The sequence below is a fragment of the Streptomyces asiaticus genome (genome assembly GCF_018138715.1).
Lineage (GTDB): Bacteria > Actinomycetota > Actinomycetes > Streptomycetales > Streptomycetaceae > Streptomyces > Streptomyces asiaticus.
The window spans coordinates 9252844-9266746 of the sequence record NZ_JAGSHX010000006.1; the positions used below are offsets into that span (position 1 = coordinate 9252844).

The 13903-nt window shown below is 71.3% G+C and carries 15 protein-coding genes and 1 pseudogene; 2 read left to right on the forward strand and 14 right to left on the reverse strand.

Annotated features, from left to right (window positions below; all coding sequences use genetic code 11):
* Nucleotide 1: 1 nt before the first annotated feature.
* From KHP12_RS46615 to KHP12_RS46675, 13 genes are all read right to left on the reverse strand, one after another.
* Nucleotides 2-1159, reverse strand: coding sequence for a phage tail family protein (locus tag KHP12_RS46615; protein ID WP_086881878.1), 1158 nt, complete (start codon nt 1157-1159; stop codon nt 2-4).
* A 33-nt stretch (nt 1160-1192) separates the two neighbouring features.
* On the reverse strand, nt 1193-1903 hold the full coding sequence (locus KHP12_RS46620; RefSeq protein ID WP_086881879.1) for a hypothetical protein: 711 nt from the start codon (nt 1901-1903) through the stop codon (nt 1193-1195).
* 18 nt (nt 1904-1921) lie between these two features.
* Complete coding sequence (locus KHP12_RS46625; RefSeq protein ID WP_078559265.1) at nt 1922-2311, reverse strand: hypothetical protein; 390 nt, start codon at nt 2309-2311, stop codon at nt 1922-1924.
* Between the two features lie 14 nt (nt 2312-2325).
* A complete protein-coding gene (locus KHP12_RS46630) occupies nt 2326-2616 on the reverse strand; it encodes a hypothetical protein (RefSeq protein WP_086881880.1) in 291 nt (96 codons plus the stop codon).
* Between the two features lie 39 nt (nt 2617-2655).
* On the reverse strand, nt 2656-3231 hold the full coding sequence (locus KHP12_RS46635; RefSeq protein WP_037953891.1) for a phage tail tube protein: 576 nt from the start codon (nt 3229-3231) through the stop codon (nt 2656-2658).
* Between the two features lie 54 nt (nt 3232-3285).
* On the reverse strand, nt 3286-3693 hold the full coding sequence (locus KHP12_RS46640; protein ID WP_086881881.1) for a hypothetical protein: 408 nt from the start codon (nt 3691-3693) through the stop codon (nt 3286-3288).
* Nucleotides 3694-3858: 165 nt separating this feature from the next.
* Entirely contained in the window at nt 3859-4056 is a 198-nt protein-coding gene (locus KHP12_RS46645) for a helix-turn-helix domain-containing protein (protein ID WP_037953897.1), read from the reverse strand.
* A complete protein-coding gene (locus tag KHP12_RS46650) occupies nt 4053-4721 on the reverse strand; it encodes a hypothetical protein (RefSeq protein ID WP_211834633.1) in 669 nt (222 codons plus the stop codon). Before KHP12_RS46650 ends, KHP12_RS46645 begins: the two co-directional genes overlap by 4 nt.
* Nucleotides 4722-4857: 136 nt before the next feature.
* Nucleotides 4858-5652: an SDR family NAD(P)-dependent oxidoreductase gene (locus KHP12_RS46655; protein ID WP_086881882.1), complete on the reverse strand. Its 795-nt coding sequence runs from the start codon at nt 5650-5652 to the stop codon at nt 4858-4860.
* Nucleotides 5653-5746: 94 nt separating this feature from the next.
* Nucleotides 5747-8203 (reverse strand): beta-glucosidase family protein, encoded by a 2457-nt coding sequence (locus KHP12_RS46660; RefSeq protein ID WP_246643296.1) that lies wholly within the window; start codon nt 8201-8203, stop codon nt 5747-5749.
* Between the two features lie 239 nt (nt 8204-8442).
* Nucleotides 8443-9204 carry a GNAT family N-acetyltransferase gene (locus KHP12_RS46665; RefSeq protein WP_210608941.1) on the reverse strand — a complete coding sequence of 254 codons (762 nt, stop codon included), beginning with the start codon at nt 9202-9204 and terminating at the stop codon, nt 8443-8445.
* A 151-nt stretch (nt 9205-9355) separates the two neighbouring features.
* A complete protein-coding gene (locus KHP12_RS46670) occupies nt 9356-10498 on the reverse strand; it encodes an amidase domain-containing protein (protein ID WP_086886384.1) in 1143 nt (380 codons plus the stop codon).
* 133 nt (nt 10499-10631) lie between these two features.
* On the reverse strand, nt 10632-11855 hold the full coding sequence (locus KHP12_RS46675; RefSeq protein ID WP_211834635.1) for a cytochrome P450: 1224 nt from the start codon (nt 11853-11855) through the stop codon (nt 10632-10634).
* A 174-nt stretch (nt 11856-12029) separates the two neighbouring features.
* Between KHP12_RS46675 and KHP12_RS46680 the strand changes: the two genes are divergently transcribed.
* A complete protein-coding gene (locus KHP12_RS46680; protein ID WP_086886382.1) occupies nt 12030-12638 on the forward strand; it encodes a TetR/AcrR family transcriptional regulator in 609 nt (202 codons plus the stop codon).
* Nucleotides 12639-12768: 130 nt separating this feature from the next.
* Here the strand turns inward: KHP12_RS46680 and KHP12_RS46685 are convergent, their stop codons facing one another.
* Nucleotides 12769-13254, reverse strand: coding sequence for a hypothetical protein (locus tag KHP12_RS46685; RefSeq protein WP_143678509.1), 486 nt, complete (start codon nt 13252-13254; stop codon nt 12769-12771).
* A gap of 366 nt (nt 13255-13620) precedes the next feature.
* Here KHP12_RS46685 and KHP12_RS46690 point away from each other — a divergent pair.
* Nucleotides 13621-13833 (forward strand): annotated as a pseudogene (locus KHP12_RS46690) (helix-turn-helix domain-containing protein); the annotation flags it as partial.
* Nucleotides 13834-13903 lie beyond the last annotated feature (70 nt).

Consider the following 13903-nt stretch of genomic DNA (forward strand, 5'->3'; position numbering starts at 1 on the left):
GTCACCCCCTCGCCTTCATCAGGAACATCAGATCCTCGGCGGTCTGCCGGGCGCTGCCGCCCGGGGCTTCGTGGTAGTGCTCGATGACGAATCCGCCACCCGGCCTGCCGGATCCCGCCAGGGCGGGCGCGGGCCCGGTGCGGGCGAGCAGGGTGCTCAGCCGGTTCAGCGGCAGCACGGCTTCGGCCTGCCCGCCCTCGGCGAGCAGCGCGAGCGTGCCGCCGGGGCGCGGCAGCACGATGCCGCCTTGGGCGAGCGTGGGAATGGTGGGGATGTTGACTCCGAACGACTGGCCACCGATCCCCGGCACCCAGGAGGGCACCGAGACCTTGACCCGGTTCAGTGCGCCGATCGCCCGGTTGACCAGCCCGATCACCCCGTTGAGCGGCCCGCGCACGGCCCCGAGTACGGCGCTGAAGGCACCCCGGACGATGCCCGCCAGCCCGTTGAAGGCGCGCTGGATGCCGTTGCGGGCGGAGCGGAAGGCGCCCGGGATCCGCTCCGAGAAGAAGGACAGCAGGGGCCGGACCACGGCCATGATGGCGTGGATGACCGTGGTGATGATGGTCTTGTAGATGTTGAAGTACGTCTTCACGACGGTCCAGATGACCTTCAGCACGACCGTGAACGCCGTCTTGATGCCGTTCCAGGTCGTCTGCACCACTTGTTTCGCCACGCGCATGGTGGAGCCGATGACCTGACCGATGATCTTGAAGGCGGCCTGGACGATGCGCTGGACGGTCTTGGACTGCATCGCCATGTCGACGAGCTTCATGATCAACGGCATCAGCAGCGCCATGATGGCACCGAACACGTTTGACTTCATGGCGGTGTTCAGGCCCTTCTGGGCCGTGGTCACCCCCTGGAGCCCCGTCTTCATCCGCCCCATCAGCCCACCCCCGGTCGCCGCGCTGCGGCCGGCGGTGGTCATGGAGCGGCCGCTCTTGGCCACGCTGCGTTCGGCGGCGTTGGCTTCCCGCTGGAGGGTGCGCATCGAGTTGGCCGACTTGTCCACGTCGCCTTTGATACGGCCCACGGCGCCGGATGCCCCGGTGACGGAGCCACGCAATCTGGCGACGGTGGTATCGGCCTGGCGAGCCGAGGTCGTGAAGTTCCGCAGGGCGCCGACGGACGACCGCAGGGCGGCCACGAGCGACATAGCATCCTCCTCGGTGTGGGGACAGCGGCGGCTTCAGGAGCCGAGCTCACGCCGAAGGCTCGCTGCCCGCGTTTCCAGCGTCCGCATCCCCTGGTCCAGGGCGTTCATATGGTTGGCGGTCTCCCGGCGCGCGTTTCTCGCCTCCTGCTCGGCCTCAGCGATGCGATGCGCTGCCGACACGACTCGCTGCCGGCTGCCTTCGACCCTCCCCCGGGCCTGCTGGGCGCGGCGCTCCGCCCCCTCCAGCGCACGCAACTCCCGGCTCAGCGCCTCCTCGCGGAAGCGTTGCTCGCCGTACAGCGCGCGGCTGTCGCCGCCGGGCTGGGCGCGGCGCTGCCGGGTCTCCTCCAGATCGCGGCGGCGTTGTTCGACCCGCTCCAACTGCTCCTGGAAGCGGTTCACGGCGCCTTGCAGACGGTCGGTGCGCTGCTCCAGCTTCCGCTCGGCGACCTGCAACCGCTCATCGGGTGTGCGCATATGGCGCCATGTCACGACCTGGCGGCCGGCCACGAACACCCCGGTCTCATCGACCTTCAGCAGGGAGAACCCGATGCTCGCCGCGGCCACGGCCCCCAGGACGCCGGCCAGATCGGACTTGCCGAGCCCCGGCTCGACCTTCGGCTTGTAGGTCTGTATGAAGTTGTCCTGCTCCTTCTGCATGCGCGCGAGCGTGGCGTTGGTGGCCGTCATGCCCCGCTTCAGCTGGACAATGGCCGTCTCGGTGCGCTCTTGGAAATCGCTCACGTACCCTCCTGCGCGGGGTCACCCGAAGAACCGCGCCAACTCCGCCGCCGTCGGCGCGTGGTCGTCGGCGGCTCGGTCGGCGGGCGGGCCGTCGGACATGTCGGTTGCCCCCGGGCGGGGTACCGGCACCGGTGCCTCCGGCGGGTCCGCGTATTCGTCCCGGTTGGCCGACGCGAACATCCAGTTGGCGATCGCCAAGTGGTCCACGACCGCCGCCAGCAGATGGTCCGTCAGCCCCCACTCCGCGGCCTCGCCCTCCCGCGCCCGGACGAACGACGAGTCCGGTGGAAGGTGGCGCACCAGGACCGCCAGGCGCCGCGAGGACAGCGTCTCGCGGTGCCAGTCGAGCAGGTCGACGCCGTAGTACCGCAGCAGATCGGCCTCCAGAGCCTCGGCGTGCTCCTCCACGAGCGCGCCGAGGCTCAGCCTTCCCCCACGCCGAGCCCGGTGTCCTGGCCGTACGCCTCGAGGATGGCGGCGATGTCCTGCACGCTCACTTCGTGTTGGCACAGCCGCTGGTAGCTCTCCTCGCCCATGAGGAGGGCGAGCAGTCCGTCCAGGTCGTTGTCCTTCAGCTCGGCCAGCGCGTGCGCCGAGCGGCGGGGGATCTCGGTGGGCAGGGAGAACGTCTCCCCGTCCACCTCGAAGTCCCAGGTCAGGCCGAGCGCCTCCAAGCGCTGGGCGCGGGCGGCGTTGACGTTGAACGTGGCCATGGCGGCGACTCCTTCGCGATCGACGTGGCGGGGAGGGGGTCAGGATCCGGCGAACGCCGGGTCGTTCATCAGCCAGGTGGCCAGCGGGGTGTCGTTGTCGACGGCCAGTGCCGTGAAGGTGACCCCGAGCCGGACCGCGGCCGTGCGGGTGAGCTGGAGCTCCTCGGTCTCGGTGACCTGGCCGCGGCGGAGGACGAACCGGTACTTGATGACATCGCCGTCCGCGAACTCCACGCCCAGCATCCGCTCGTCCTTCTTCGGCTCGGCGGCGAGTTCGTAGCGGTACACCTTGGACTCGGCCTCCGTCTCCGTCACCACGGCGCCGCCGAAGAAGAACGGCAGGGTGTCCTCGTTGAGCTGGAGCAGTTGGAACTTCACGGTGAGGTCGCGGTCGGAGTAGACGAAGCGGGCCGGGCTGACCGACTGCCAGGTGTCCACCGGGTCGATCTTGTCCTTCTTGTTGAACTTGATGCCGTCGGTGGTGGTGTACCCGAGGTCCTTCCAGCCCGTCGCCCAGGCTGTGGAGACATCGGCCGGGACGGCGGTGCCGAGCGGGGCGGTCAGGATGCGGCCGGTCCCCGCGACACGGATCTCATTGGGGTTCATTCCGGGCATGCGATTGCTCCTTGTGGCGTGGTGATGAGGGCGAGCGGTCGGCTGGTGCGTGGCCTACGCCGGACGGATGGAGAGCCGGGCCGTGGACAGATAGCGGCTGGCCGCGGCGTGCTGGTAGTCGGGCAGCCACCGGGGGCCGTCCACCTCGGAGACATCGGTGACACAGGCGGTGCCGAACGTGGTGCCGCGCACGGTGAACAGCGCCGTCCGGGCGGCCGTGGCGACGGTGTGGGCCGTGGGCTTGTCCGGGCCGTACACCTCGAGGTCGACCAGCGGCTGGTCCAGATGGATGTCCTCGACCCAGACGCCACCCGCCCGGGAGACCAGCACGGCCTTCTGCGTTCCGTCGAAGTCCGGCGGGGTCCGGTTGTCCACGAGTACCCCGGCCAGTTCGGGGCGGTTCTTCAGATGCTCGACGACGAGGCGTTCGACGTCGGGAAAGATCACCAAGGGCTCGGTCATGCGCGCACTCCTTGCTGTGGTCAGGGGCTGCGCACAGCGAAAAGCGGCGGGGCCGTGGCCCTCCAGGGGGCACAGCTCCGCCGCTGGCATCAAGTGTGATGCACCGGACGCCCATTGACAACCACTTGTCGTCACTTATGCCGAGATGACCATGGGCCCCGCAGGTCACGTACGTCGTCGTGTGGCCCGCTCGGCCGCGAACACATCCTCCAGCCGATAGAGGAACGCCTTGCCCTGACGCCCCGCGGGCCGCAGATGCTTCAGCTGCACCCACTTGCGGATGGTGGCCGGGGTGACGCCCACCTCCACGGCGGCCACGGCGGCGGTCAGCAACGGATACTCGGGTGCCTGTGTGGTCCTCATCGGCTCACCGCCACGACCGTGGAACCTTCGTCCAGGGCGGCGGTGATCTCCTCCAGGGCGAGCGCGCCACCGGCCACCAGCTCCGCCCACTCGCCCTCCGGCCAGGAGTGCCGATGCGCCCGGTCCGCGTGGCAGCCGCACGCGGTGTGCGGGCAGCGGCAGCCGGGGTTGATGCACAGCACCGCCCGGCGCAGCGGAAAGGCCCGCAGCGAGACCGAGGCGCACAGCGGGCACCGGCCGCTCAGCCGGACCACGGGCTCGGCGTCCCCGAGCGCGCCCGCGCAGCGCCGCGCCATTCCGCTGATCTCGTCCAGCAGATGGCGCATCAGCAACGGGTCGGCCTCGACTCGTTCCAGCAGCCCCGCGAGACGGGCCAGTCTGACCTCGACCGTGCCCCTGCCCGTGGGCGGCAGCCCGAGCCGGTCGTGGACGGCCTCCTCCAGCTCCACGACGCCGTCGGTGATGTCGCGTACGGTGTCGGAGACCCGCAGGCGCAACGGCTCCGAGGGCCCGCGGCGGTCGGTGCCTCCCCGCTGCCGACCGAGGCCGGGGCGGTGCGGGGAGGGCGTCAACTCCGCCTGGAGCTCGGGGAACTGCCGTATCAGGACGGTGATCCAGTGGCTCGCTCTGATGCGGTCAGGATGCGCAAGTGCGTCATTGCTCAACAGAACCCCCCAGGTCGTCTGCTTCTTCGCTCCCTAGGGACCCCGGTCCACGCGGAACGGTTCCCACCGGAAGGGCGCGCGGAAGCGGGGATCAGGGGGCGCCGGAGCAGGCGTCGGGAAGGCGCCGCGGCGGGTGTCAGGGGAGGATCGAGTCGACGTAGCCGCCGTCCACGCGCACGGCTCCGCCGGTGGTGGCCGAGGCGAAGGTGGAGCTCAGGTAGACCGCCATATTGGCGATCTCCTCGGGCTCGATCAGCCGCTGGAGCAGCGACTGCGGCCGGTGCTTGGCCATGAACTCCCGCTGGGCCTCGTCCCAGGGCAGCTCCGGGTCCACCAGCTCGTACACGAAGTCCTCGACCCCGCCGGTGTGGGTCGGCCCTGCGATCAGCGAGTTCACCGTGACCCCGGTGCCGGCCGCGTCCTTGGCGAAGCCGCGGGTGACCGCGAGCAGCGCGGTCTTCGACATCCCGTAGTGGATCATCTCGGCGGGGATGACGACGGCGGAGTCACTGGCCACGTTCATGATCCGGCCCCAGGAGCGGTCCTTCATCCCGGGCAGGTAGGTGCGGATCATCCGGACGGCGGCCAGGACGTTCACCTCGAAGTAGCGCCGCCACTCGTCGTCGCCGATCTCCAGCGGCGGAGTGGCCCCGAAGATGCCGAGGTTGTTGACCAGGATATCGGCGTCCGGCACGGCGCCGGTGACCTGGCGGGCGCCGTCCTCGGTGGTGATGTCACCGGGGGCGGAGACGAACGAGCCGCCCTCCGTGTCCTCCTCCAGCTTCTGGATGGCGGCCTCGACGGACTCCTGCCGGCGCCCGTTGACGGCGACACGGGCGCCCGCCCGCGCCAGCCCGGCGGCGATGGCGAATCCGATGCCCTGCGTGGAGCCGGTGACCAGGGCGGTCTTACCGGAAAGGTCGATCTGCACGGAGCTCCTTCGTCGATGCCTGATTACTTGCGTGCGCCTTTAGTTGCATACGCGCGATACTAGCGTAGTCCGATGCGACGACGGCCGTGGCCGCTCAGGCCCCATGGCGGACCTCGATCTGCCCCCGCAGCCTCGGATCGCGCGAGGAGGAGCCCACTTCCACGGTCCGGCGCCCGGTGCCCAGTACCCATCCATGGCGTTCGGAGTCCCATGCGGACAGCGCCCGGGCGGCCACCCGCACCGTCACCTTCCGCGCCTGGCCGGGCCGCAGATGGACCCGCCGGAAGCCCGCCAGCGCCCGCTCGGCCTGGTCGAGCGGCAGATCGGGCGAGGGCCCCACATACACCTGGGCCACCTCCGCCCCGGCCCGCCGCCCGGTGTTGCGCACGGTGAAGGCCGCCTCCAGACCACTTCCGCGCCGTCGCAACCGCAACCCCGCATAGCCGAAGGTGGTGTACGACAGGCCGTGGCCGAAGGGGAAGAGGGGCCGCACCCCCTCGGCGTCGTACCAGCGATAGCCGACATGGATGCCCTCGGAGTACTCCTCACGGCCGTTCACCCCGGGGTAGCGCCGGGCGTCTCCGGCCATCGGGTGGCGGTCGTCGGAGACGGGGAAGGACTGGGTGAGCCTGCCGCCGGGATTGGCGTCGCCGAAGAGCAGGGCGGTGGTGGCGGCGGCGCCCTCCTGGCCGGGGTAGTACATCTGGAGAACGGCGCCGGTGCGCTTCAGCCAGGGCATCGAGGTGCACGAGGAGGTGTTCAGGACGACGGTCGTGCGCGGATTGGCCTTGGCCACGGCGGCGATCAGCGCGTTCTGGTGGCCGGGGAGGGCGATGGTGGTCCGGTCCCTGCCCTCGGTGGCGTCCTCGTAGCCGAAGAGCACCACACTGTGCGCGGCGCGGGCGGCGCGCACGGCCTCGGCCACATCGGCGGCGCGCGTGGCGGAGGTGGTGCGGCGCAGCCGGAAGGTCAGCCCCTTTCCACCGCCCTTGGCGGTGACCTTCAGCCGGTGCCTTCCCGCCGTCAGCTTGACGGCCGCCCGGCGCACGGCGAGGCCGTCCGGGGCGGCGCTGACGAAGCCACCGGTGAAGTACTCGCCCAGGCCGGGCCGGAACGGGAACAGCTCCTCGCCGTCCAGCAGCGCCTTCGGGCGGCCGGCGGGCGGGCCGCTGAAGTGCAGGACGAACGTCCACTCGTCGGCCTCGGCCACGGTGAGGGCGCCCTCGTACGCCCAGCTCTTGCCCGCCGCCACCTTCCGCTTCTCCAGCCCGGTGGCCGGGGAGAGCGCGGAGGCCGGGATCTTCTTGCCGAACACGTCCTCGCCCAGGGCGTAGTCCACCCGGGCCCCCTTCCCGGCACGCTCCCGGATCGCCTCCAGCGGGCTCGCGGCGTGGTCGGGGACCACATGGGCGCTGCCGCCGCCACTGACGAAGGGGATGGAGCCGGTGGGCCCGACCACGGCGATCGACCGGGCGGCGGACCCGGTCAGCGGCAGTGTGCCGCGCTCATTGCGCAGCAGGACGCCGCCCGCCGTGGCGACCTTCAGCGCGGTGCGCGCCCCGGCTCCCGGGTCCCGGCCGGGCCGCGGCGGGGCGCCGCCGTCCAGCAGCCCGAAGCGGTCCATGACGGTCAGGACGCGGCCGGCCGCGCGGTCCACCTCGGCCTCCGGTACGGTCCCGTCGGCCACCGCCTTCCGCAGGGCGTCGCCGAAGTACTTTCCGTCCGGCATCTCCATGTCGAGCCCGGCGCCGAGGGCCGCCGCGGTGCCGTGGGCGGCGTGCCAGTCGGTCATCACCCAGCCGTCGAAGCCCCAGTCCTCGCGCAGCACCCCGGTCAGCAGCGGCCCGCTCTCGCACGCGAAGGCCCCGTTGACCTTGTTGTAGGCGCCCATGACCGCCCCCGCACCCGCCCGTACGGCCGCCTCGAAGCCCGGCAGCTCCATCTCCCGCGCCGCCCGGTCGTCGACGATCACATCGATCGACTCCCGCGCGTGCTCCTGGTTGTTCATGGCGAAGTGCTTGACGGTGGCGATCAGGCCCTCGCCCTGGATACCGCCCACCTCCTCGGCCACCAGCTCGGAGGCGAGCAGGGGGTCCTCGCCGAAGGTCTCGAAGTTGCGCCCGGCGTACGGGGTGCGGATGAGATTGACCATGGGGGAGAGCAGCACATCCTGGCCCAGCGCACGGCCCTCGCGTCCGATGGCGCGCCCGTACTCCCGCGCCAGGGCCGGATCGAAGGCGGAGGCGAGCAGCACCGGCGCGGGCAGCGCGGTGGCATGCCGGGTGACCCGTACGCCGGCGGGCCCGTCCGCGAGCCGCAGTGGCGGAATGCCGAGCCGGGGGACGCCCGGGGTGTACCCCGCCTGGCCGAGGCTGTGGGGATCCTTCGCGCCGTGCAGCAGTGCGAGCTTCTCCTCGAGGGTCATCCGGCCGAGGAGGGAGTCCACCCGCGAGCCGGGTTCGGCGGCGGGCCCGGCGGCGGACCGGGGGCCGGCGGCGGGCGCGGCGGCGGCCGCAGGCCAGCCGCTCCCATCGGTGGCGGCGACGGCCATCACCCCTCCCAGGAGGGAAAGGGCGGAACGGCGTGACAGGGCGCCCGGCATGGCGTCACTCCATCTCTCGCGGCTCGAAGACGTGTGTGTACGCAGGCGTGCTGACGTGGCTCCGGTGTCCGTCGGGTGAACACCGTGCGGACATCACATCACGGGGTCGGCCGCTTGCCGGGGTGCGCCGGGTTTCGGGATCGGGGTGTCGCCGGTCGGAGCCTGTGCCGTATCCCCGGCCGGGGATATCAGCGCGCGGCGATCCGCGCGGCCACGCAGAGGTCCTCGTCGCGGTAGCCGAGGCGGGTGTAGAGCCGCATCGCGGGGGCGTTGTCGGCGAGCTGCCACAGCGTGCAGAAGCCGTACCGGCGTACGGCGTACCGGGTGAGCCAGGAGGTCAGCGCCGCGCCGAGCCCCTGGCCGCGCAGCCGGGCGTCGGTCGCCACGGACGCCATCAGCGGGGCGCCGCTGTCCCGCAGACTGCTCAGGGCACCGCAGGCCACCAGCCGCCCGTCCTCGTCCCGGATCCCGGCCCACAGGCTGATACCGGCGGAGCCGGGGCCGGTCGAATGGCCCGGGCTGTGCTCCCGCAGGAAGGCCAGCAGCTCCTCGTGGTGGTGTTCGCCGAGCTCGGCCACCCGCCCCTCACCCGGATGGGCGGGCGGCTCGTCCGGCGTCCAGCGGAAGACCCACTCGACCACATCGGCGAGTGGCAGATGGCGGGAGACCAGGGCGTCGGTGCCACGGGGGCCGGTGAACTCCCTCACATGGTCGGGCAGGCGCTGTGCCGCGCCCAGCACCAGCCCGGCGGCGGGCACCGGCTCCCCAACGCTCCACACATGGCCACGGGGGCCGTCGAGCCAGGCCACGGCGCCGGTACCGGCCCAGCTGAGCCGGTCGGCCGACCGTCGCCGCGCCGCGCCGAAGCGCAGCAGAGCTGAGCCCGGGCGGTTCTCCAGGCCCTGGGTGAACAGATCCGCGGTGCGGGGAGGAAACGTCGTGGACTGCATCACTCTCGGGGGGAAGGAGCTCACAGGGGAGAGGGGGATGGGGGCGGCGCTCCACTCTGACACACGGCCCCCGGCCGGGCGCAAACGCGGTGGACCCCGCCCGGGGGGCGGGGTCCACTGTCACGGGGGACACGGGTGCTTGCCGGGCGCCTCAGGTGCGGTAGGCGTAGTAGAGCGAGTTCGGGTACGAGGCGATGATGCTGGCCACGGACTTCCGGTAGGTGTTCACCGAGTGGTAGGTCATGTACGGCACACCGCTGGAGCTCCGGTAGGTGACCATCATGGTGTGGTCCTTGGACCCGTCCTTGTCGAAGTCCATCTGCATGACGTCACCGACGCCCATGTAGTAGACGTTCGCCAGGTTGGTGGCCCTCTTGGTGTCCAGGGTGAACCAGGACCACTCGTTGACGCCCACCCAGGACATCGACTGGTACGAGGTGTCGTACCACCAGCTGCGGTAGTCCTCGGCGTCGCCGGACTTGTTGGCCCAGCCGCCCGCCTTCAGGGACTGGCTCACGAAGTTGGTGCAGTCCCCGCCGGCCTCGTTGAACTTCCGGTAGGCGGGGTTGTAGTTCTGCCAGTACTTCTCCGCGTACGAGGCCATCGCCGCGTAGTTGTAGCTTCCGGCGGGCTTCGTCTGCGGCTGGGACGGCTTGGAGATGGCGGCGGGCGTGGCCTCGGGCAGGACCGTCGTCCGGGCCGTCGCCACCCGCGCCGTGGCGGGCTCGTTGACCGCCAGCGGGCCGTCGTCGGTCGAGGTGAGGCCGGTCAGCTGCCACTTCCCGTCCGCAGTGGCGGCGAAGCTCAGCCGGTGGTGCGCCTGGAAGCCGGTGGTGGCGGGCTCGTCGCCGCGTATCTTCTTGTAGGTCAGCGTCGTGGTCTCGGTGGCCTGGACCGTGACGTGTCCGGCCTCGACCCGTATCCGGTCCACCGCCACCCGGGTGTCGGCGGAGGTGTACGCCTCGCCCAGGGCCGCGAGCCGCGCCTTGCGGGTGCGCAGCGTGGACAGCGCGGTGTCCTCGGTCCGGGTCTGCCCGGCCGACAGGCGGACGTTCTTCTCGGCGAGCGGGGCCGCGCGCCGCACCGACTGCTTGTTGTTGTCCAGCAGAGCCGCCGTGCGCTGGGTCAGCACCGCGTCGGCCAGCCGTCCGAAGGACTGAGCGGTCGCGGTGTCCACGGTGCCGGCCGCCGCCGGGCTCTCCGCCGCGCTCGCGGCGGAGGCGGGCAGGACCACGGCGGACAGGGCCGCCGTCAGCACGGCCCCCACGGCGGATCTGAAGGTCGTTGACTTCACGTGTATTTATCCCTCCACACCCCCGGCCCGGACGGGCCGGGGTCACCGAATCATCACATGAACTCCGCGTCTGTGGAGCTCATGTGACGATTTCTGTCGTATGGAGGGCGGGCCTGGTCAGGGCCCGGCGCCGTCACCAGGTGACGGGCAGTTCATGCGCTCCGTAGATGACCATGTCGCTGCGCATCCGGACCTGCTCCGGGGGCACGGCGAGCCGCAGCCCCGGGAACCGGCGGAGCAGTCCGCGGTAGCCCGCCACCAGCTCGATCCTGGCCAGATGCTGCCCCAGACACTGATGGATGCCGTAGCCGAAGGCGAGGTGGCTGCTGCGGGGGCGTCCCACGTCGAGCCTGTCCGGGTCGTCCACCAGCGCCGGGTCCCGGTTCGCCGCCGGGACCGAGACGGCCACGGACTGGCCCGCGGTGACGGTGACACCGCCGACGACGACATCCTCCAGCGCGATGCGGACGGGGAAGGCGTTGACGATGCTGAGGTAGCGCAGCAGCTCCTCGACGGCCTGGGGGAGGAGCGACTCGTCGGCCCGCAGCCGCTCCAGCTGCTCGGGGTCGCGCAGCAGGGCGAAGGTGCCGAGGCTGAGCATGTTGGTGGTGGTCTCGTGACCGGCGATCAGCAGCAGCCCCGCGATACCGCCGATCTCCTCGTCGTCGAGCTCGTCGACGGCGGTCAGCAGGGAGATCAGATCGTCCCGCGGATCCTTGCGCTTGGCCTCGACCAGAGTGCGCAGGAAGGTGTCGAGCTCGGTCTTCCCGGCGACGAACTCCGCGTCGGTGCGGTCCTGGCGGAGCAGCCGCGCCGCGACGGACTGGAAGAGCTCCCGCTCCTCGTACGGCACGCCGAGCATCTCGCAGATCACCAGCGAGGGGATGGGCAGGGCGAAGTGCCGCACCAGGTCGGCCGGTTTGCCCGCCGCCTCCAGCGCGTCCAGCTGGTCGGCCACGATGTCCTCGATGCGGGCCTCCAGCTCCCGCATCCGCCTCACCGTGAAGTACCGCGTGAGCTGGCCCCGGTAGTGGCCGTGCTGCGGCGCGTCCATGGCCAGGAACGACCCCGCCCCGCTGCTCCGGTCCCTGCGGACCGACTCGGGGACCGGCCGCATCGCGTCGTCACCCCGCCAGCGCTCGGCGCTGAACCGGGGGTCCCTCAGCACCTCCCGCGCCTCGTGATACCCGGTCACCAGCCAGCCGGTGCTGCCGCCCGCGAACCTCAGCGGGCTGATCGGCGGCCCGGTGAGCAGCGCGCGTGCCGGGTTGATGTAGTCGTCCCGCTCTTTCGGATACGAAGGGAGGTCGTGGAGGTCTCGTAGGTCGTCATGGGTCGTGGGCATCGGAGCGTTCACGATGGCTCTCCTTCGTGATCCTCGAACTGTCCCGGGTCGAACGTCCCGGAGTCGTCGGCCGCGGTCTTCGATAGGGAACGCTACCGATAGGGTTCCCTACTGAACAGGGGGACAGATCGGCTACCGTACGGATCTGGCCAGGTTTCCGAACAGCTGGGGGAGAGGGGCACACCGATGCCGCCGCAGCGGTCAAAGACCGTGGAAGCACTGATCGTCGGGGCGGAGCGGGCGTTTGCCGAACGCGGCTTCCACGGGGCGTCGATCGGCTACATCTGCCAGTGCGCGGGCAGGACCACCGGGGCCTTCTACTCCAACTACGACAGCAAGCTGAAGCTCTTCCTCGATGTCTTCCGGCGGCACAGCGACCGCACCGCCGACTACATCGGGGAGCGGATCGACGAGATGGACACCGAGCGGGATCTGGCCCCCCAGCTCGCCCGGACCTTCGCCGAGATCTTCAACGGCGAGTACCTGGACACCCGCTCGGTCTTCATCCACCTGGAATTCCGGCTGATGGCGCTCCGGGACGGCGATGCCGCCGCCGCGCTGGTGGACCACGAGAAGCGGTTCAGCCGCCGGATCGGCACCATGCTGGACGGGCTGTTCGACCGGGCCGGCCACCGGCCCGCCCTGCGGGGCACCGAACTGGCCGCGCTGCTCGGCGCGATGACGCGCGGCATCAAGCTGGACCGGGGTATCTACGCGGCGGGCGGTGTCGCCGACCCGCTCTCCACCGACCAGGTGGCGATGGCGCTGGAAGGCCTGTTCCGCTCGGTGGCCTGAAGGCCGGCCCCGATCCGTTCGGCGTGGTGCTTCGTCAGACGGCTGAACCTTGATGTGTTCTGAGGCCCCTCAGGACCTTGAGGCCCCTGAGGACCCTGAGGGTCAGCGAGGCCCCTGAGGACCCTGAGGGTCAGCCCGCCCTGCGGAAGCTGTCGATGGGGCCGCCGAAGCCGCCCTCGGGGCCCTTCCAGTTGATCGCCAGGGCGTCGTCGCCCTTCATCCCGACGGTGCCCTGGCCCCGCCCGCCGTCGCTGCCGCCCTTGCACGACAGGGTCAGGGAGGGCTCGTCCTCGCCGCCCTTCTGGCCGGGCTTGAGCGTGCCGGTGCAGTCGAGCTTCGGGCCCTTCGCCGTGACCTTGCCGTCCGCGACGGTGAGGGTCTCCAGGTCGTCGGCGGACTTCGCCGCCACGATGGACTTCCAGGAGCCCGCCGAACGCTCGATGACCGTGCCCCGGGCGGACGGGCCCGAACTCGGCGACTGCTGGGCGGCCTGGGTGGCCTTGGTGGCTCCACCGCTCGGCTTCGATTCCTTCTTCCCGCCGTCGCCGCCTCCGCAGCCGCTGACGACAAGGCCGACGATGACCGAAGTGACCGCCATGTGCACTGCCTTGCGCACGTGAACCCCTTTCCCCGTTACAACTGAGCACGTCAACCTAACAGGCCCCGCCACGGCCCCACGCGGGGCCCTGGCCTGCGTGGACACCCCCAGGCGACAGACCCGCCCCGCGGGACCGGCCTGATGCGTACGGCACCGGCCGAGGCCCCGTGTACCGGTCGATAAAGGTCCGGTGTCGGGGGCGGGTCCGGCGTCGCCGGCGACCCGGAGACGGCCCACGGCCGGAGCGCGGTGCTGCGCCGCCTGGTGCGGGACAACTGGCACTACGCGCTGGGCATCAGCAGTCCGTATTCGCTCGGCGCGACGGCCGAGGCGTACGGGCAGGCCCTGCACGCCCTGGCCGCCGCGCGCCATACGCCCGAGCGGATGGCCGCGTACCTCGGCCGGACACCGCTGGTGCCCCTGCTGCCCCACACGGAGGCGGGCGCCTGGGCCCGCGCCCTGCTGCGGCCACTGGGATCCACCCCGAGAGTCACCCTGGACATCACCCGGCTCGCCGTCACCTTCCCCCGGTCCGCGGTGGCCCGGCTGCTGGACATCAGCCGCAACACCGTCTCCCACCACCTCGGCCGGGTGGACGCCACCCTCGGCCTGGACCTGGGTGACGTACGCACCCGGACCGCCCTCGACCTGGCCTTCTGCCTGACCG